The organism is Enterovirga aerilata (assembly GCF_013044135.1).
Taxonomy (GTDB): Bacteria; Pseudomonadota; Alphaproteobacteria; order Rhizobiales; family Beijerinckiaceae; genus Enterovirga; species Enterovirga aerilata.
This window is the reverse complement of the sequence record NZ_JABEPP010000007.1, coordinates 84,522-102,187: the sequence shown is the minus strand read 5'-3', so window position 1 is coordinate 102,187 and position 17,666 is coordinate 84,522. Positions and strand designations below refer to the sequence as shown.

Sequence of the window (17,666 nt, the reverse complement as noted above, 5' to 3'; positions counted from 1 at the left end):
TGGCCGATCTGAGGAGAACAACGTGATCGTCTCACTCACCCTCCGCGGCGCCACACATCGCATCCTAATCTCGGACGACGGCGTGACCTTCACGGACCCGTCTGTCTCGCCTCCTCTCACCGCATCCGAGCGCGAGAGCGTCCTGGCCTATGTCGCGGCGCAGAGAAGAGCGCGAGAGCCGGCCGAGAGAATCCTTGCCCGCACGAGGCGGGACACGCGTCGCGTCGCGGCCGTCGCGCTCTCCGCCGCCGGGTGCGTCCTGGTTCAGGACCTCGCTCGGGCTGCAGATCAGGCGCCGCTCGATCCCGGAACGGGAGCGGTCCTCATTCTAATCGCGATCCTCGTCGCATCTGTCTTCGGCATGTTCTGGCCGTGGCCGGTGCGGGAGGAGCGTTCCGAATCCTCCGACCCCTACGCGGATGCGTTCGGCGACGTGCCGTCCGAACCTCAGAGGGGGCGCGAATGAGCGATCTGTCCGAACGCGCCTGCCGCAAGCAGTTCGAACGCATGCGCGACCGCCTGAAGCGCGAAGTCGCCGCCGGCATCAAGCGTCCCCTGCCCCCGAAGGAGAAGACCAGTGCCTCTCAAGATCACGCGCGCCGCTGACCCCATCACCGTCGATCGCCTGAACATGGTGATCTACGGCCCGCCAGGCATCAGTAAGACCTCCGTCGCATTCACGGCCGAAGATCCGCTGTTGCTCGACTTCGACAACGGCAGCCACCGCGCCCCGAACCGCAAGGATGCTGTGCGCGTATCGGCCTGGTCGGACGTGGCGGACATCAAGGCCGAAGACCTTGCTCCGTTTAGGACGGTCATCGTGGACACCGCCGGACGGGCGCTCGACGCTCTGACCGTGGACATAATCCGCGCGAACCCGAAGCACGGTCGAGGCGGCGCCCTGACGCTCCAGGGCTACGGCGAGCTGAAATCCCGCTTCGGCGCCTTCCTGAAGCTCCTGAACAGCTTCGGCAAAGATGTCGTCCTGATCGCGCACATGGACGAGCAGCGCAGCGGCGATGATGTCGTCGAGCGCCTGGACGTGCAGGGCGGATCCAAGGGCGAGGTCTACAAGACGGCCGACGCCATGGGCCGGATCGTCATCATCAACGGTCAGCGCAAGTTGCTCTTCTCCCCTACCGATGCCGCATTCGGGAAGAACCCGGGCGGGCTCGATCCGCTCGACATCCCGCCGCTCGGCTCGCCTGCTTTCGACGGCTTCCTCGCCGGCGTGATCCAGATGACTAAGGATCGCCTGAACGAGCAGACGGAAGCCCAGCGCGAGGCCGCAGCCGAACAGGAGTGGTTCCGCGAGACACTGGCCGGGATCACCACCGCGCAAGAGCTGAACGGCATCCTTGGGCGAGCTCGCAATGCCAGTCAGGCGTGCAAGACCATGGTCCGGGACAAGGCCAATGCGCTCGGGCTCGAGTTCAACAAGGAGAGCGGCACCTACGCCCTCCCGAAGATGGCGGCCTGACCATGGCAGCCATCCGCGTCAGCGCCTCTGATATTGACTCGTTCCGCTACTTCCTTGCGGACGAGGACGGGGACCTCGCCGGGCTCCTGGCAAGGCTCCGACGCGAGGAACCTCCGTCAGAGGCAATGCTGGCTGGATCGGCTCTGCACGCCGCCCTTGAAACGTGCCGCGATGGCAGCCTCGACGAGATCGTGTCTGATGGCTTTCGGTTCACCTTCGCTTTCGATGAGGAACTGGACATCCCGCCGACGCGGGAAATGAAGGCGACTCGCGAATACGAGATCGGCGAGCACACCGTCACGCTCGTCGGCAAGGTGGACGCCGTTCTCGGGCGCCGGATCGACGATCACAAGTTCACGTCCCGATACGACGCTGAGCGTTTTCTCGGCAGTTATCAGTGGCGCGCCTATCTCGACATCTTCGGGGCCGATCTCTTCCGCTGGAATGTGTTCGAGGGTCGCGAGGTCGGCGAGCGCCACTACACCATCACCAGCCTCCACAAGCTCACCATGCACCGCTACCCGGGCATGGGCGACGACATCCGGAGGGAGCTTTCGGCCTTTGTCGATTTTCTGGCCGTGCATATGCCGGAGAAGTTGTCGTGAGCGCTCCGGCAGCCATCAGCGGCACCTTTGCCGATTTCCGCACCGTCAAGGGTCGGAAGGTCGCTCAGCTCGTGATCGAGATACCGATCGAGCAAGCTGATGCTGCCCTGCACGCGCTCGGGGGCGTCCCCCGGCCGGATGATCCGAAGTGGGTGGCGGTCGCTCGTCTCAATTCCGGATTGTCTAAGGCGACGGACTCCGATCCGGAAGTAGCGCCCAAGCGGTCCTTCGCCTCCCTCCCACCAGCGCAACAGGCTGCGCTTCAATGCAGGCGGGAGGCATTCTGGCGCTTCCTTCGTGAGGAATACAATCAGCCATCGGTACAGGACGAGGAAAGCGCTGCAGCTGTCGTCCGCTCAATCTGCAAGGTCACGAGCCGAAGCGAGATCGCGACGGGATCGACGGCTGCCGCCGCTTGGTTCCGAGTGAACGAGCACTTTGGCTTCTGGATGAAGGAGCCGGTGCTGTGAGCCGCTCCGTCGAACTCTGGTTCGGGAAGACCGACGACGCCAAGGTCCCGGCGCGGGTTCGCCTTCGCATTTTCGAGCGCGAGGGCGGCCGATGCTGGTTGTCCGGCCGGAAGATCATGCCCGGCGACGCATGGGACCTGGACCACAAGGTCGCGCTCGCTAATGGCGGCCGGCACGCTGAAGACAATCTCGCGCCGGCGCTCCGGGACAAGCACCGCGAGAAGACCGCCCGCGATGTGGCCGAGAAGTCTCGCGTTGCGTCGGTCCGAAAGAAGCACCTCGGCATCAAGATGCGGAAGGCGAAGATCAACTTTCCGCCGCGGCGCACCCCGAAGAACTACGCCAGTGCCCCTCTCCGCAAATGGGCAGCCTGGAATCCCCACGACCTGACCGCAATAGGACGCGCCGATGACTGAGATCGCGACGAAGCACACGCCGAAGCCTTGGGCAATCAACCCGATGGTCGTGCAGATCGATGCAATGAACGGGGACGGATACATCGTTCCGGTGTGCCAGATGCTCTGGCCGACCGATGAGCGATCCGAGGCCGAAACGTATGCCAACGCCCGCCTGATCGCCGCCGCGCCTGACCTGCTCGATGCGCTGAAGGACATCGTAGCGTCCTACGAGAGCTACCGAGCGGCCGAAGGGGACGACGACACATCGGACAGCATCGAATTGGCCGAAGCCGCCATCCGCCTTGCCGAGACGGGAGCCCGCTGATGTCTGCCCCGCATACCCCCCCCGCCCGGCCGAACCCCGAACCTGCACCGTGGCCAGAGGCGCTTTTCGACGTAGAGCCTGATCTTGGGGCGGCGACGCTGGAGCCGAGCCTTCGGCAGATCATCTACAAATACTACGAGCCGCATTTTGGGCCGAGCGAAGCCGAAACGCTCATGCACCGCTATGTCGACGCTCTCCGCTTCCTCTCCTCACAAGATGCCGGGGACGGGTCGCGGCCGGAGCCGGCGGAGGGAGAGCTTCAGGCAGCGAAGCGCGAAATCTTGCAGTGGATGTCGAAGGCGCATGTAGCGTGGGCCGAAGTCGAGCGGCTGCGGGAGGCGCTGAATAATCAGCGTGACTGGCATGGTTCCGAGTACGACAGCCTCGGGAAAATTGCCCCGACGAATGATAGCCGATGGCGCCGTACTCAGCACAAAGAACAGATCGACGCGATCGACGCAGCACTATCATCCGCACCGGCTACGGGCGGGTGGATGACGATAGATAGTGCGCCGAAGGATGGAACGACCCACTGGCAGCCTCTTCCCCCTCCCCCGCGCCCCGCAACAGGGGAGGCGTGAGCCATGCCGAGAATGGCGCGAACCCTCGTCGGCCTGCTCTCCCGGCTCCAGTCGGCTACTGCGAACCAGCCTTTCCATATCACGCGCCGCCAAATGGCTGTCATGAAGGACAGCAGCCGACCTGTGGAAGAGCGCATCGCTGCAATTGAGCAAATCGCTCGCGAACATCGCAAACCAGGAGCCCGCCCATGAACACACCAAACGAACTTGGGCGTGGCGACCTGGCGGCGGAGATCGAGCGGGCGCAGTGCGCAGCTATCGAAGCTGGACGTCCCGACGAAGCAATGGGTTTCGGGAACGGCTTTCGTGCCGGATACGCCGCCGCCCTCCGCCCGCAGCCAGGACCGGGTGCGGAGGAAGTGGCGAAGGCGATCCGGTCGGCCGTGTTTAGGAGATGGGCGCCGCCCGCCGCGGTGGAGCGGACGATCGATGCGTTTGCCATTCCCTCCGCGACGGCAGCCATCCAGGCCCTCTACGCCCCGCACCTCTCCTCACTCTCCGGGGACCGGGAAAGAGCGCTGGCCGGCGACATCATTCCGCCGGGCTACGAGCTCGTTCCGGTCGCCGCCCTGAAATGGCTGCATGGGCTCGGCCCCGACGACAACGGACACCACTTTGGCGAGGGGCCAGAAGCCGAGAACGCCAGGGGCCGCTTCTGGTGGCGATCCGTCTTCCGCCGGATGTGCTCCCGCTCTCTCACGACCGAGACACGGGGAGGCGACGATGCCGCGTGAGCTGACGGAGGGGTTCGCCCCAGACGAGATCGAGCGTTGCCGTGCGGCTATGTCGAAGCCGGCCCCGATGGATGCGCTTCGCCTCATCGCCTCCGGACGCGTGCTCATCGAGCTATCGCATGATCGGCGCGACGTGTTTCTCGACAGTTGCAACGGCTGCAAGATCAGAGACGGGGAGGGACGCAAAGCCCTACTCGCGGGAGGATGGCCTCTCTATCGGGCCGGAATGATCGACGAATACGGCCTCGTCACCGAAGCCGGCCGCCGCGCCCTACTCGGAGGATCGGACCGTGGGTGAGCGAACAGTCACCGTCTACAGTGTTGGCGAGGCGCTGTCGCTGCGTCTCGCGGATATCCGGCCGGAGCATCTGAAGGCTATGGCTGAAGGTATCCGAAAACGCGCTCGGCACTGCCCGTGGAATCCGTTCCCTGCCGACAGTCCGTGGGGTCGCAAGATCGAGGAGGCCTACGCTCGACAACAAGCCGGCCGCCTCGCCCTCCAGGAGGATCGGAATGGCTGAGATGACGGTGTCCCCGGTTCGCGTGCAGCTCCAGCGCACGAAGGGCTGGCGCATGCCGCCGAACACCGTGAAGGTCGACCGGAGCACCAGATGGGGCAACCCCTTCGTGGTCGGCGAACAATACCCCTTGGTCGAGGGGTACGTCGGCGGGCCGGTGTGCGGCTCGTCCGTCATTGCCGATGCGAAGGACGCCGTCGTCGCCTTCCGCGATTGGGCGACCGACGAGTTCTCACCCTTGCCGGATCTCGCGCCGTTGCGAGGCAAGAACCTCGCCTGTTGGTGCCGCCTCGACCAGCCCTGCCATGCCGACGTGCTGCTCGAGCTGGCGAACCGGCCAGAATGCCGTGCTTCCCCTCCCGAAGGAGAGCGAGATGGGTAGGCGCGCCGCATGGATCGAAGCGGGGTGCTCGCTATGAGCGACTTGACCGCAACGGACGTTGCCAAGAGGCTTGGTGTCTCACTCCGTACGCTTGAGGGCTGGCTGGCGACGGACGCCCCTCGATCCCCGCACGATCAACGCTTCCGGTATCATGTCCGCCGCGGGCGCAAACGGTTCTGGACTGAGGAGGGCTTCCGGTGCCTCAAGCAAGCGGTCGAACGGGAAAGCGAGCCGGGCGGCGTTCTCGCGGGCTCCAGCTCACGGAGCGGGACGGCTACTATCACGTACACGGGACCGTGCGGGTTGGCGGACGCTCAATCCGCGTGCGCAGAAGTCTTGGCCTTCCCGCTGACGCCGAACATGAGGAATCGGCCGAACACGAGATCCAGCGAGTCCGCGAAGATGTCGTCGCCGAAGCGCAAGGCCAGCCAACCCGCGGAGATCCGATCTCTGTAGCGGCTAGGGGATACCTGACGACACTACGGGAACGGCCCCTCGCCCCATCGGCGATCCGGATTGTGCAGGCGATCGTCAAGCGCTTCGGCGCCAGGCGGCTCAACGATGTGCAGGAGCGCGAGTGGAAGGCCTGGGTGGACGAACGCCAGAAGGGGAACAAGGCCGCCACCCGGGAACGCTTCCTAAATGGGGTTGTGGCGTTCCAGAAGTACGCAGCGAAGCACCACGGGCTCAAGAAGCTGGTCGAGTTTGCGCGAGACAAGAAGGCGCGCAACCCTACTCAACGGGCTCGACGCGCTGTCCAGGAGCTTCGACCCGAACTGATCGGCATCCTCTTTGAAGCCTGTCATATCACCATCAGGGCGCAGCTCGCAGCCGAGTGGAGCACTGGCGCCCGCGTGTCCTCGATCGTGTACGGCGCGCGCCTCTGTGACCTGATCATGGCGCCCGGCCGGGAGCAGATCATTTTCCGAGACACGAAAAACGGAAAGGACGTTGCGGCGGCGCTCCACCCAGCGGCGGCACGCGTAATGCGCGACTACCTGACTTGGCGGGGTGGGCTGCACGACCGCGAGGCGCCGCTCTTTCTGACCTATAAGCACCGGCCCTACGAGGACAACGGGAAGGCCTGGGGCGGGCAGAATAAGACCGGGTTCAAGGCGGCAAAGCGCCGGGCTCGGCTTCGTCTCCTGAAGGAGGCGTTCGCATCAGCGCGGCAGCACCGGAAGTACGGTCAGCGGCAGAAGGCGCTTGATGCGCTCTTACAAGCCCGCGCCGACGCGCGACTTCTCAGGAAGGTCACCCAGCATTGGTTCCGCCACATGCTGGCAACGCGCATGGCTCACCGTGATCTTCGGGGGACAATGGAGCAGGGCGGCTGGACCGACCATAGATCCGTCATGGGATACGTCCATGACGTGTCTGAGCGCCGCCGGGGGATCGTCTCCGGATTTGAGGATTTCGACACGAACAATACACGCGGTACTGACACGGAGGCGGCAAGTTCATGACTTTACTGGATAATTTGGCGCTAATCCGCGCCCTTGGTAAGGGAGAGGTCGACAGTTCAATCCTGTCCGGCAGCACCACGTAGACCCTGCCAAACAGCGACGAACCGAACGAGCACACCGCCACGTGATGCGTGAAAATAGGTGGGATCGGTTCGCGACCTGTTCACGTCCTCGCGCCGTTCCCCGGAGACCGGCCGTGAGTGCGGCGAAGCGAATCGAACAGGCCACGCTCGTCACATGTGAGTCGCTTCTGACAGCATTCGAGAGGGCCGAAGGCTTCGCTAGTGAATACGCCCCGACATCTCGATCGCACTCCGCACAGCGCTCCTGCGTGGCGGGAAGCCGATTAGCGATTTTGATGCGTTGATTAGCGAATTTGGCTTGTCTGCCGGCTTGTCCCCTCTAGTCTGCCCGGCAACCTGTCGCCTTGGGCGTGGCACGATGCCCAGGCGATGGAGCTATGCTTCGGACCAAGCAGGATAGCTGCGGGACGGGCACCTAAAAACGCTAATGAGGGGACACCCTATGAGAAGCTTGGCCGCGCTCGCATGCGCCGCGTTGATGACGGTCACGCTGCCGGCTGCCGGGCAGGACTATCCGTCCAAGCCGATCCGCGTCCTGGTGCCATTCGCGCCTGGCGGGGTCGTGGACGTGACGGCGCGTCTTCTGACGCAGAAGATGTCGGAGCGTCTCGGCTGGTCCTTCGTCGTGGAGAATCGGCCTGGCGGAAACGGATTCATCGCCGTCACGGCAGCCGCGAAGGCTGCACCCGACGGCCACACGCTGCTGATGGCCCATACGGGTGAGTTCGCCGGGAACCCGGCGCTGTTTCCCGACGTGCCGTACGAGCTTGAGCGCGACTTCAAGCCGATCACGATGGTGAGCGACACGCCGATGCTCCTCGTCGCGAGCAAGGACGCTCCGTTCAACACCTTCGCCGAGGTCGTCGCTGCCGCGAAGGAGAAGCCCGGGACCGTCGGCTTCTCCTCGCCCGGAAACGGCAGCATCAATCATCTGGCCGGCGAGTGGCTGGCTCTCCAAGCGAACGTCAAGCTGCTGCACGTGCCCTACAAGGGAGGTGCTCCGGCGGCCGCCGCCGTCGCGGCCGGCGAGGTTCCGCTCGGCGTCGTGGCCGTGCCGGCCGTGCAGACGCATCTCCGCACCGGGCGCGTGAAGGTCATCGGCCTGACCACCGCCCAGCGCACGCCTTATGACAAGAGCTGGGTCACGGCGGCCGAGGGCGGCATCCCTGGTGTCGACTCATCGAACTGGGTAGGGCTCTTCGCCCCTAAGGGCGTGCCGGACGCGATCGTCCAGAAGCTCTATGACGAGGTGAAGGCGACGCTGGACAATCCCGAGGTGAGGGAGCGGTTCGCGCAGGCCGGAGCCGTGACGGGCGGCATGCCGCCTGCCGAGTTCCTGGCGCGCATCAAGACCGATGCCGAGCGCTACAAGGAGGTGGTGAAGAAGGCGAACGTGAAGCCCGAATAGGGCGAGTTCACCTTCTCGAAGGATCGTGCCTTGGTGAAGCCTCTATCGCGCGACGTCCTCGCCGGCCTCCTCTTCGCGGGAGCCGGCATCGGCTTCGTCATCATGTCGCGCAACTACAATTTCGGCGCAGGCACCCGCATGGGGCCGGGCATGTTCCCGACGCTCGTGGGCTCGCTTCTCGCGCTGCTCGGTGCCGTCATCGCGCTGCGGGGATTGCGGAGCGATGCGGGCACGCCGGACCGCTTCCACCTGCGGCCCTTCGTTCTCGTCCTCCTCGCAATCGCGGTATTCACGATCCTGGTCGAGCCGCTGGGGCTCTTCATCACGACCCTGCTCACCGTAGCCGTGGCGGCCCTCGCCGACCGTGAGCTTTCGAAACGCGCGGCGGCCGTCACGGCGGTCGTTCTCGCAATCGGATCGTGCGTCGTGTTCGTGACGCTGCTCGGACTCCAGCTGGCAATCTGGCCGTCGTTCTTCGGGTAAGCGCCAACATGGAGTTGCTCTCGGATTTCGGGCTCGGGCTGGCGACGGCGCTGAGCTGGCAGAATCTCCTCTACTGCTTCCTCGGCGTCTTCCTGGGGACCCTGGTCGGCGTGCTGCCCGGGCTCGGGCCGGTCGCCACCATCGCCATGCTCCTGCCGGTCACGTTCACCCTGGGGCCGGCGCCCGCGATGATCATGCTCGCCGGGATCTATTACGGCGCGCAATATGGCGGCTCGACCACGGCCATCCTGGTGAACCTGCCGGGCGAGTCCTCCTCCGTGGTGACGGCCCTCGACGGGTACCAGATGGCCCGGAACGGCCGCGCCGGGCCTGCGCTCGGGATGGCCGCGATCGGTTCCTTCATCGCGGGCTGCATCGCGACGCTGGTCCTGGCGCTCTTCGCGCCGCCCCTGGCGGAGATCGCGCTGAAATTCGGCCCGGCCGAATATTTCTCGATGATGACCCTCGGCCTCGTGGCTGCGGTCGTGCTCGCCAGCGGTTCGGTCCTGAAGGCCGTCGCCATGGTGCTCCTCGGGATCCTGCTCGGCCTCGTCGGCACGGACGTCAATTCCGGCCAGCAGCGGTTCACGTTCGGCGTCGCCGGCCTCGCCGACGGGATCAGCTTCGTCGCGCTGGCGATGGGATTGTTCGGCCTCGCCGATGTCATCCTCAACCTCGAACATAACGAGAAGCGCGGCGTGTTCGGCCGGATCGGGAGCCTCCTGCCGAGCCTCTCCGACCTCCGGAAATGCGCCGGCTCGATCCTGCGCGGCACCGCGTTGGGCTCCGTCCTCGGGATACTGCCCGGAGGGGGCGCGCTCCTCGCCTCCTTCGCGGCCTACACGCTCGAGAAGCGCGTGGCCAAGCCGCCGCGCGAGTTCGGGCAGGGGGACATCCGCGGCGTCGCGGCGCCGGAATCGGCGAACAATGCCGGCGCGCAGACCTCGTTCATCCCGCTGCTCACGCTCGGAATCCCGTCGAACCCCACCATGGCCCTCCTGATCGGCGCGCTCATGATCCAGGGCATCCAGCCTGGTCCGCAGGTCATGACGGAGCGCCCCGAGCTCTTCTGGGGCCTCATCGCCAGCATGCTGCTGGGCAACCTCATGCTGCTGGTCCTGAACCTGCCGCTCATCGGCCTGTGGGTCCGCCTCCTGACCATCCCGTACAAGTTCCTCTTCAACGCCATCCTGATCTTCTGCGCCATCGGCACCTATTCGGTGAACAACAGCGCGACCGATATCTGGCTCCTGCTCGTCTTCACGGCGGTCGGCTATGTCTTCATCAAGCTCCATTGCGAGCCGGCGCCGCTGGTCCTGGGATTCATCCTGGGCCCGATGATGGAAGAGAACCTCCGGCGTGCCCTGCGGATCTCGCTCGGGGATCCGACCGTCCTGGTGACGCGGCCGCTCAGCGCCGCCTTCCTGGTCCTCTCGGTCTTGCTGCTGATCACGATGATCGCCCCGTCGATCAGGGCGAAGCGCGAGGCCGCGCTGCAGGAGTAAGGGGCAGGAACAGCGGCGGGGGGACCCAGCCTCCGCACCCAGGGGCCGCGGCTCCCTTGCTTTCGCCTCGGCAGGGGCTCGCCGGGGCGGGAGCCGGGCTCCGGGCAGGCACGTCGCGAGCGGCCGGATGCGATTGCGGAGGTCTTGCCGTGGGACCAGGAGGACTGTTCGATGTCGAAAAAGCGCCACAAGCCCGAGGAGAGACCGCCCTCCAGGGCCTTCGTCATGGGCTCGGGACGCCTCAGGCGGCCGACATCGTCGAGGGCGCAGCCCCGGACGGTTTGACTCCACCCTGGCCCGCATGATGCATGATGTTCCCTGGACAGGGGAGCAGAACATGACGTCGCGTTGGCTTGCTGGTTGGGCGCTCGGCTGCGCCATGGCCGTGTCCGGGGTCGCCTCGGCTCAGGAGACGAAGGTCGCCATCGGCATCTCGGGCTGGACGGGCTTCGCGCCGCTGACGCTCGCCAAGGAGGCCGGGATCTTCAAGAAGAACGGCCTCGACGTCACCATCAAGAAAATCCCGCAGGCCTCGCGCCACCTCGCCATCGCGTCCGGCGACATCCAGTGCGCGGCGACCACGGTCGAGACCTGGGTGGTCTGGAATGCCGCCGGCATCGCCACCAAGCAGATCTTCCAGCTGGACAAGAGCTACGGCGCCGACGGCATGGTCGTGCGGGCGAATATCGGCTCGATCAAGGAGCTGAAGGGCAAGACGGTGGCGGCCTCGGCGCCCGGCACCTCGCCCTATTTCGTGCTCGCCTGGATGCTGAAGCAGAACGGGCTGACGACCAAGGACGTGACGATCGTGAACATGGAGCCCGGCCCTGCCGCCCAGGCCTTCATCGCCGGCCAGAACGACGCGGCCATGACCTACGAGCCCTATCTCTCCTCGGTCCGGGCGAAGCCGGAGGCCGGCAAGATCATCGCCACGACGCTCGACTACCCGGTCGTGATGGACACCTTCGGCTGCACCCCGGCCTTCCTGGACGGCAACCCGAAGGCCGCCAAGGCGCTCGCCGAAAGCTATTTCGAGGCGCTCGACATGATCGCCAAGGACCAGGCCAAGGCCTACGAGATCATGGGCGCGGACGTGAAGCAGACGGGCGAGCAGTTCGGCAATTCCGCCAAGTATCTGCGCTGGCAGGATAGGGCGGCGAACAAGACCTTCTTCGCCGGCGAGCATGCCAAGTTCTCGAAGGAGGCAGCCGACCTGCTGCTCGAGACGGGCGTGATCAAGCAGATCCCGGACCTGTCGAAGCTCGCGGACACGCAGTTCATCCAGTAGCTCGCGCGCGTCATACCGGGCTTGTCCCGGCCACCCCGATCCGACAAGCACGCTTCCCTACATCGGGATGGCCGGGACAAGCCCGGCCATGACAACGTGAGACCATGATCCGTCCCCTCGAACCCGTCGGCCAGACCGCCCGCGTCGGGCTCGGTCTCGCCTTCTTCGCGCTGTTCGTGGGCGCCTGGGCCTTCGCGACGCTCGGCGGCTTCGTATCCCGCACCTTCCTGGCCGACCCGGTCACGATGCTGCAGGACGGCTGGCTGCTGCTGACCCGGTTCGGCTTCCTCCACGATATCGGCATGACCGTCTGGCGCGTGGTCGGAGGCTTCGCGCTCGCCGCGATCGTGGCCGTTCCGCTCGGCATCCTGATGGGCGCCTACAAGCCGATCGAGGCGCTGCTCGAGCCCTTCGTCTCCTTCGCCCGCTACCTGCCGGCCTCCGCCTTCATCCCGCTCCTGATCCTGTGGGCCGGGATCGGCGAGTTCCAGAAGCTGCTCGTGATCTTCATCGGCTCGGTGTTCCAGCTGATCCTCATGGTCGCGGTGGCGGTCGGCTCGACCCGTCGCGACCTCGTGGAAGCCGCCTACACGCTCGGCTCGACCGAGCGCAGCGTGGTCCGCCGCGTGCTGCTGCCGGCCAATGCGCCGGACATCGCCGAGATCCTCCGGCTCGTGCTCGGCTGGGCCTGGACCTACGTGATCGTCGCCGAGCTGATCGGCTCGTCCTCCGGCATCGGCCACATGATCATCGACTCGCAGTCGCTGCTCGCCACCGGGCAGATGATCTTCGGCATCATCGTGATCGGCCTGATCGGCCTCGTCTCGGACTTCGCGTTCAAGGCGGCGAACCGCGCGCTCTTCCCCTGGCGGCTCGCATGACGTGGAGAAGCCGCCCGTGTGCCCTCCCCCTGGCGGGGAGGGTGGCCCGATCCCCGGGCGAAGCCCCGGGGAGGAGGGCCGGGTGGGGGGCGGGAGGAGATCGCCCGACGCGGACGGCCCCCCACCCCGTCTGCTTCGCAGTCGACCCTCCCCGCGATGGGGAGGGTAACGGGCGGTGGCGCTCGTGAGACCCAAGCTCCTCGTCGAGAACGTGTCGCGCGTCTTCCCGGGCGTGCATGGCGGCGCGCCCGTGACCGCACTGCAGCCGACCAATCTGTCGGTGCCGGAGAACGACTTCATCACGCTGCTCGGACCCTCCGGTTGCGGAAAGTCGACGCTGCTGCGCATCGTCGCCGGCCTCGATCGGCCGACGACGGGGCGCGTGCTCCTCGACGGCCGCGAGGTGACGAAGCCCGGCCCGGAGCGGGGCATGGTGTTCCAGTCCTACACGCTCTTTCCCTGGCTCAACGTCGCCCAGAACATCGCCTACGGGCTCGCCGAGCGCGGGGTGCCGGAGGCGCGGCGCCGCGAGATCGTCGATCATTACCTCGCCCGGATGGGACTGACGGGCTTCGCCAGCCATTGGCCGAAGCAGCTTTCGGGCGGGATGCAGCAGCGGGTCGCGATCGCGCGCGCGCTCGCCAACGATCCGGCGATCCTGCTGCTCGACGAGCCCTTCGGCGCGCTCGACAACCAGACCCGCGCCCTGATGCAGGAATTGCTGCTCGGGATCTGGGAGCGCGACCGCAAGACGGTGCTGTTCGTCACGCATGACATCGAGGAGGCGATCTTCCTCGCCTCGCGCGTGCTGGTCATGACGGCCCGCCCCGGCCGCATCAAGGCGGAGGTCCCGGTCGACCTCCCCCATCCGCGCGATTATCGCATGAAGACGACGCCGGAGTTCAACGCGCTGAAAGCCCGGCTCACGGAGGAGATCCGGGCCGAGGCGGTGCTGGCGGCCGAGGAGCATTAGCCCGTCGCTTGCGCGGGATCGATCGGAGGCCCATGGTGATGCCATGACATCCTTCGGACGGCGCGAAGATGAGACAGCTCAGCCCGGCTGCAGCACGAAGCGATCCGGAGCGTGCGGCTCCTGACGAATTCGGCGAAGACGTCCTCGTCGAGATGGCAAACCTGGACGAGGAGGATACTCACGTCCCAGGGACGATCTTCATCTCGACACGGCTCGGGTCGCACGGTCCGCGCGTGAAGTGGTATCCCGGCACACCTGGCAGGGCGGAGCCATGCCTAGTCATGTCGATCGGTCCTGACCCGAAAGTGCGCGACGATTTCCTGCCGAGCCACATCTCTCGTCCTGCGATCCCGCTCGTCAGCGCCTAGGTAAGGGCCAACCAGGAGGCGCTGCTCCAGTTCTGGAACGAGGGTGAGACCTGGAACCGCCGCCGGGTCGCCGCCTTCCTGGACGGCCTCAAGCCGCTCCCGAGATGAGGGCGGCCCCCAACAGGCGGCCGCCCCGGGGAGGTCAGGACTTCCTGGCGTCGTTCTGCTTGTCGAGATCCTGCGCCATCTGGTGATGGTGCTGCAGCGCCGGCAGCGTGCTGCTGGCCCAGGTCTTGAGCTGCTCGTTGTCGCCGCCCTTGCCGTAGCGCTCGAACAGCGAGACCGCCTCCTTGTGCGCCGTGACCTGGTCGTCGAGATATTGCCGCGTGAAGTCGGCGCCGTTCAGGCCCTTGAGCTTGTCCAGCATCTTCTGATGCGAGGGCAGCATCTCCGCCGGGATCTCGGCCTTGACCGTCCCGGCCTGGACCATGCCCTTCATCTCGGTCGAGGTCTTGGTGTGGTCCGTGATCATCTGCTGGGCGAAGGTCTTGACGCGCTCGTCGGCCGCCCGCTCCACGGCAAGCTGGCTCGACTGGATCTCGAACATGTCGCTCGAGGCGGCCTCCTTCACGAAATCCTCGGTCTTGGGCGCGATGCCGAGCATCGAGTTCACGCCAGTCCGCTCCCCGAGGGACTGTGCGTGGACCGGGCCGGCGAGAGCCAGGCAAAGCGCCGCGGCGGCAAATCGGTTCATTTGAGCGTTCTCCATGATGGTTGGAGAACAGCCCCCAGCTTGGCCGGTTCCTGTCCGCCTTTGACATGCGCGTGATTGGCCCGCCGCGACCGAGCAACTCCTTCCCGCGCCCCTCGACTCGTCCCATATTCGGGTATGGCCAGGACTCCCAAGAGCGCCGCCGGCGAGGACGGGCGCAGGGCGCGTGCCCGCGCGCAGCCGAAGGCGACCAAGCCCGAGCTGAAGCCGCTCGATTCCCATCTCGCCAAACTGCTCAATCCGGGCATCGCACGCGGCAATGCCAGCCCCGCCGCGGCTCAGGCGGCGCCGGGCCGCCGGCGCTCCGCCAAGGCCGAGGTGGCGCCGGCCGGCTTCGCCGAGGCGCCGCAGACAGCCTTCGATCCCGGCCCTGCCGGGGGGCTCGATCCGGAGCTCGCCGAGGCCTTGGGGCTTGGCGCGCTCACCTCGGGCGAGGGAAGAGAGGCCGGCGAGAGCGCGGCATCCCGCCGGGCGAGGACGCCGAAATCGGGGGTGCCCTCCCGCCCGTCCGGATCGCCTGTGCCGTCCGACCTCTCTCCGCCGGCGCCGGACGACGGCCGCGAGGACGACGATACCGCCCTGCCCTCCTCCGCGGGCCTCTCCGCGACCGTGAAGGCGCTGTCCGACCTGCTCGAGAGCGGCAATCCGCTGTTCAAGAACGGGCAGAGATGGATCCCGCACCGGCCGCCGCGGCCCGAGAAGTCGGAAGGCGGCATCCGCTTCAAGCTCGTCTCGGACTACAGGCCGTCGGGCGACCAGCCGACCGCCATCGCCGAGCTCGTGCAGGGCATCCGGGCCCAGGAGCGCGACCAGGTGCTCCTCGGCGTCACCGGCTCCGGCAAGACCTTCACCATGGCGCAGGTCATCGCCGAGACGCAGCGGCCGGCCCTGATCCTCGCGCCCAACAAGACCCTTGCGGCCCAGCTCTACGGCGAGTTCAAGTCCTTCTTCCCCGAGAACGCGGTCGAGTACTTCGTCTCGTACTACGACTACTATCAGCCTGAGGCCTATGTGCCGCGGACGGACCTCTATATCGAGAAGGATTCGTCCATCAACGAGCAGATCGACCGCATGCGCCACGCCGCGACGCGCGCGCTGCTGGAGCGCGACGACGTCATCATCGTGGCCTCCGTCTCCTGCATCTACGGCATCGGCTCGGTCGAGACCTACACGGCGATGACCTTCGCGGTGACGGTGGGGGAGCGCATCGAGCAGCGCCAGCTCATCGCCGACCTCGTCGCGCTCCAGTACAAGCGCACGAGCATGGACTTTTCGCGCGGCACCTTCCGGGTCCGGGGCGATACGATCGAGCTTTTTCCGGCGCACTTGGAGGACCGGGCCTGGCGCATCTCGCTCTTCGGCGACGAGGTCGAATCCATCGTCGAGTTCGACCCCCTCACCGGGCAGAAGAGCAGCGAGCTCAAGTTCGTGAAGATCTACGCGAACTCGCATTACGTCACGCCGAAGCCCACCCTCCAGCAGGCGACGCGGGCGATCAAGGAGGAGCTGCGCCAGCGGCTCGAGGAGCTCAACCGCATGGGCCGCTTCCTGGAGGCGCAGCGGCTGGAGCAGCGCACGCAGTTCGACCTGGAGATGATCGAGGCGACCGGCTCGTGCCCCGGCATCGAGAATTATTCGCGCTACCTGACCGGCCGCCGGCCGGGCGAGCCGCCGCCGACGCTCTTCGAGTACCTGCCCGACAACGCCCTCGTCTTCACGGACGAAAGCCACGTCACGGTGCCGCAGATCGGCGCCATGTACCGGGGCGACTTCCGCCGCAAGGCGACGCTGGCCGAATACGGCTTCCGCCTGCCCTCCTGCATGGACAACCGCCCGCTCCGCTTCGAGGAATGGGACGCGATGCGGCCGCAATCGATCCACGTCTCGGCGACGCCGGGACCGTGGGAGATGCAGCAGGCCGCCGGCGTCTTCGTCGAGCAGGTGATCCGCCCGACCGGCCTCGTCGATCCGCCGGTCGAGGTGCGCCCGGCGCGGTCGCAGGTGGACGACGTTCTGGGCGAGATCCGCCAGGTGGCGGCGAAAGGCTACCGCACGCTCGTGACGGTGCTGACGAAGCGCATGGCCGAGGACCTCACCGAGTACCTGCACGAGAACAAGGTGCGGGTGCGCTACATGCATTCCGACATCGACACGATCGAGCGCATCGAGATCATCCGCGACCTCCGGCTCGGCGCCTTCGACGTGCTGGTGGGCATCAACCTGCTGCGCGAGGGGCTCGACATCCCCGAATGCGCGCTCGTCGCGATCCTGGATGCCGACAAGGAGGGCTTCCTGCGGTCGGAGACCTCGCTCATCCAGACGATCGGGCGCGCCGCCCGCAACGTCGACGGCAAGGTGATCCTCTATGCCGACAAGGTGACGGGCTCGATGGAGCGCGCCATGGCGGAGACCGAGCGCCGGCGCGAGAAGCAGCTCGCCTACAACGCCGCTCACGGCATCACGCCGCAATCGATCAAGCGCGACATCGCCAACATCCTGGAATCGGTCGCCGAGCGCGACCACGTCCGGGTCGATACCGGCATGGCCGGCCAGGCGGTCACGATCGGGCACAACCTCAAGGCCGTCATCGCGGATCTGGAGAAGCGCATGCGGGCGGCCGCGGCCGATCTCGATTTCGAGGAGGCCGCGCGTCTCCGGGACGAGCTCAAGCGGCTCCAGATGACCGAGCTGACGCTCGGGGTCGACCCCAAGGCCTCGCAGGGCGATGTCGAGGCGGCGGCCGGCCGCTATGCCGGCCCGCGTGCCGGGGCTGCGCCCCGGGCAGCCGGCCGCGCCGAGCCGGTCGGCAAGGGCTTCCCGAAGCCCGGCCGCGATTCGGGACCGCGCAAGCCCACCCTTGACGAGATGGGGCCGCATGCGCGCGAGCTGCCGCTCCATTCCGGCCCGCTGCCGAGTCGACCTGTGCCGCGGTCAACCGAAGGACTCGGCGGCGGGAAGCCGACATGGAAGGGGCGGCGGAGAAAGGGTTAGGCCACGTCCGGCGCC

21 protein-coding genes and 1 tRNA gene are annotated in these 17,666 nt (G+C 66.5%); 21 read left to right on the top strand and 1 reads right to left on the bottom strand.

Going from position 1 to position 17,666, the window contains the following annotated elements; all coding sequences use genetic code 11:
• The first annotated feature begins 22 nt into the window (after positions 1–22).
• The 20 genes from HJG44_RS21850 to HJG44_RS21755 all read left to right on the top strand — a co-directional run bounded on the left by HJG44_RS21850 (position 23) and on the right by HJG44_RS21755 (position 13,948).
• Positions 23–466, top strand: coding sequence for a hypothetical protein (locus HJG44_RS21850; protein ID WP_171220521.1), 444 nt, complete (start codon positions 23–25; stop codon positions 464–466).
• Positions 463–606, top strand: coding sequence for a hypothetical protein (locus HJG44_RS21845; RefSeq protein WP_171220520.1), 144 nt, complete (start codon positions 463–465; stop codon positions 604–606). Before HJG44_RS21850 ends, HJG44_RS21845 begins: the two co-directional genes overlap by 4 nt.
• The gene (locus tag HJG44_RS21840) at positions 578–1,480 is read left to right on the top strand and encodes an AAA family ATPase (protein WP_171220519.1); all 903 of its coding nucleotides are present in this window, start codon (positions 578–580) and stop codon (positions 1,478–1,480) included. The genes HJG44_RS21845 and HJG44_RS21840 overlap by 29 nt, the downstream gene beginning before the upstream one ends.
• A 2-nt stretch (positions 1,481–1,482) precedes the next feature.
• Positions 1,483–2,085, top strand: coding sequence for a hypothetical protein (locus HJG44_RS21835; RefSeq protein WP_171220518.1), 603 nt, complete (start codon positions 1,483–1,485; stop codon positions 2,083–2,085).
• Positions 2,082–2,555, top strand: coding sequence for a hypothetical protein (locus HJG44_RS21830; protein ID WP_171220517.1), 474 nt, complete (start codon positions 2,082–2,084; stop codon positions 2,553–2,555). The genes HJG44_RS21835 and HJG44_RS21830 overlap by 4 nt, the downstream gene beginning before the upstream one ends.
• Positions 2,552–2,971, top strand: a complete 420-nt coding sequence (locus HJG44_RS21825) for an HNH endonuclease (RefSeq protein ID WP_171220516.1) — start codon at positions 2,552–2,554, stop codon at positions 2,969–2,971. The genes HJG44_RS21830 and HJG44_RS21825 overlap by 4 nt, the downstream gene beginning before the upstream one ends.
• Positions 2,964–3,278: a hypothetical protein gene (locus HJG44_RS21820; RefSeq protein WP_171220515.1), complete on the top strand. Its 315-nt coding sequence runs from the start codon at positions 2,964–2,966 to the stop codon at positions 3,276–3,278. Before HJG44_RS21825 ends, HJG44_RS21820 begins: the two co-directional genes overlap by 8 nt.
• Positions 3,278–3,859, top strand: coding sequence for a hypothetical protein (locus tag HJG44_RS21815; RefSeq protein WP_171220514.1), 582 nt, complete (start codon positions 3,278–3,280; stop codon positions 3,857–3,859). The genes HJG44_RS21820 and HJG44_RS21815 overlap by 1 nt, the downstream gene beginning before the upstream one ends.
• A gap of 188 nt (positions 3,860–4,047) precedes the next feature.
• The gene (locus tag HJG44_RS21810; protein WP_171220513.1) at positions 4,048–4,593 is read left to right on the top strand and encodes a hypothetical protein; all 546 of its coding nucleotides are present in this window, start codon (positions 4,048–4,050) and stop codon (positions 4,591–4,593) included.
• Between the two features lie 290 nt (positions 4,594–4,883).
• Complete coding sequence (locus tag HJG44_RS21805) at positions 4,884–5,114, top strand: hypothetical protein (protein WP_171220512.1); 231 nt, start codon at positions 4,884–4,886, stop codon at positions 5,112–5,114.
• Positions 5,107–5,493 carry a DUF4326 domain-containing protein gene (locus tag HJG44_RS21800; RefSeq protein WP_246736421.1) on the top strand — a complete coding sequence of 129 codons (387 nt, stop codon included), beginning with the start codon at positions 5,107–5,109 and terminating at the stop codon, positions 5,491–5,493. Before HJG44_RS21805 ends, HJG44_RS21800 begins: the two co-directional genes overlap by 8 nt.
• A gap of 518 nt (positions 5,494–6,011) precedes the next feature.
• Positions 6,012–6,959 carry a tyrosine-type recombinase/integrase gene (locus HJG44_RS21795; RefSeq protein WP_171220511.1) on the top strand — a complete coding sequence of 316 codons (948 nt, stop codon included), beginning with the start codon at positions 6,012–6,014 and terminating at the stop codon, positions 6,957–6,959.
• Between the two features lie 6 nt (positions 6,960–6,965).
• Positions 6,966–7,037 (top strand) — tRNA-Thr (locus HJG44_RS21790).
• 447 nt (positions 7,038–7,484) lie between these two features.
• Positions 7,485–8,450 carry a Bug family tripartite tricarboxylate transporter substrate binding protein gene (locus HJG44_RS21785; RefSeq protein WP_171220510.1) on the top strand — a complete coding sequence of 322 codons (966 nt, stop codon included), beginning with the start codon at positions 7,485–7,487 and terminating at the stop codon, positions 8,448–8,450.
• A 33-nt stretch (positions 8,451–8,483) separates the two neighbouring features.
• The gene (locus HJG44_RS21780; RefSeq protein ID WP_171220509.1) at positions 8,484–8,933 is read left to right on the top strand and encodes a tripartite tricarboxylate transporter TctB family protein; all 450 of its coding nucleotides are present in this window, start codon (positions 8,484–8,486) and stop codon (positions 8,931–8,933) included.
• A gap of 8 nt (positions 8,934–8,941) precedes the next feature.
• Positions 8,942–10,438, top strand: a complete 1,497-nt coding sequence (locus HJG44_RS21775) for a tripartite tricarboxylate transporter permease (RefSeq protein WP_171220508.1) — start codon at positions 8,942–8,944, stop codon at positions 10,436–10,438.
• 379 nt (positions 10,439–10,817) lie between these two features.
• Positions 10,818–11,726 carry an ABC transporter substrate-binding protein gene (locus HJG44_RS21770; protein ID WP_171220741.1) on the top strand — a complete coding sequence of 303 codons (909 nt, stop codon included), beginning with the start codon at positions 10,818–10,820 and terminating at the stop codon, positions 11,724–11,726.
• A 104-nt stretch (positions 11,727–11,830) separates the two neighbouring features.
• Positions 11,831–12,607, top strand: a complete 777-nt coding sequence (locus tag HJG44_RS21765; RefSeq protein ID WP_210261278.1) for an ABC transporter permease — start codon at positions 11,831–11,833, stop codon at positions 12,605–12,607.
• A gap of 175 nt (positions 12,608–12,782) precedes the next feature.
• Positions 12,783–13,580 carry an ABC transporter ATP-binding protein gene (locus HJG44_RS21760; protein ID WP_346767239.1) on the top strand — a complete coding sequence of 266 codons (798 nt, stop codon included), beginning with the start codon at positions 12,783–12,785 and terminating at the stop codon, positions 13,578–13,580.
• 68 nt (positions 13,581–13,648) lie between these two features.
• Positions 13,649–13,948, top strand: a complete 300-nt coding sequence (locus tag HJG44_RS21755; RefSeq protein WP_171220507.1) for a hypothetical protein — start codon at positions 13,649–13,651, stop codon at positions 13,946–13,948.
• 142 nt (positions 13,949–14,090) lie between these two features.
• On the opposite strand, the gene HJG44_RS21750 is transcribed toward HJG44_RS21755, so the two are convergent.
• The gene (locus tag HJG44_RS21750; protein ID WP_171220506.1) at positions 14,091–14,642 is read right to left on the bottom strand and encodes a DUF4142 domain-containing protein; all 552 of its coding nucleotides are present in this window, start codon (positions 14,640–14,642) and stop codon (positions 14,091–14,093) included.
• 135 nt (positions 14,643–14,777) lie between these two features.
• Between HJG44_RS21750 and uvrB the strand changes: the two genes are divergently transcribed.
• Complete coding sequence (uvrB, locus tag HJG44_RS21745; protein WP_171220505.1) at positions 14,778–17,651, top strand: excinuclease ABC subunit UvrB; 2,874 nt, start codon at positions 14,778–14,780, stop codon at positions 17,649–17,651.
• Positions 17,652–17,666 lie beyond the last annotated feature (15 nt).

Coding starts and splice junctions, on each gene's coding strand:
- HJG44_RS21800 (WP_246736421.1), top strand. CDS start 5,107: ATGGCTGAGATGACGGTGTCCCCGGTTCGCGTGCAGCTCCAGCGCACG.
- HJG44_RS21770 (WP_171220741.1), top strand. CDS start 10,818: ATGGCCGTGTCCGGGGTCGCCTCGGCTCAGGAGACGAAGGTCGCCATC.
- HJG44_RS21810 (WP_171220513.1), top strand. CDS start 4,048: ATGAACACACCAAACGAACTTGGGCGTGGCGACCTGGCGGCGGAGATC.
- HJG44_RS21820 (WP_171220515.1), top strand. CDS start 2,964: ATGACTGAGATCGCGACGAAGCACACGCCGAAGCCTTGGGCAATCAAC.
- HJG44_RS21785 (WP_171220510.1), top strand. CDS start 7,485: ATGAGAAGCTTGGCCGCGCTCGCATGCGCCGCGTTGATGACGGTCACG.
- HJG44_RS21815 (WP_171220514.1), top strand. CDS start 3,278: ATGTCTGCCCCGCATACCCCCCCCGCCCGGCCGAACCCCGAACCTGCA.
- HJG44_RS21750 (WP_171220506.1), bottom strand. CDS start 14,642: ATGAACCGATTTGCCGCCGCGGCGCTTTGCCTGGCTCTCGCCGGCCCG.
- HJG44_RS21765 (WP_210261278.1), top strand. CDS start 11,831: ATGATCCGTCCCCTCGAACCCGTCGGCCAGACCGCCCGCGTCGGGCTC.
- HJG44_RS21755 (WP_171220507.1), top strand. CDS start 13,649: ATGAGACAGCTCAGCCCGGCTGCAGCACGAAGCGATCCGGAGCGTGCG.
- uvrB (WP_171220505.1), top strand. CDS start 14,778: ATGGCCAGGACTCCCAAGAGCGCCGCCGGCGAGGACGGGCGCAGGGCG.
- HJG44_RS21835 (WP_171220518.1), top strand. CDS start 1,483: ATGGCAGCCATCCGCGTCAGCGCCTCTGATATTGACTCGTTCCGCTAC.
- HJG44_RS21845 (WP_171220520.1), top strand. CDS start 463: ATGAGCGATCTGTCCGAACGCGCCTGCCGCAAGCAGTTCGAACGCATG.
- HJG44_RS21775 (WP_171220508.1), top strand. CDS start 8,942: ATGGAGTTGCTCTCGGATTTCGGGCTCGGGCTGGCGACGGCGCTGAGC.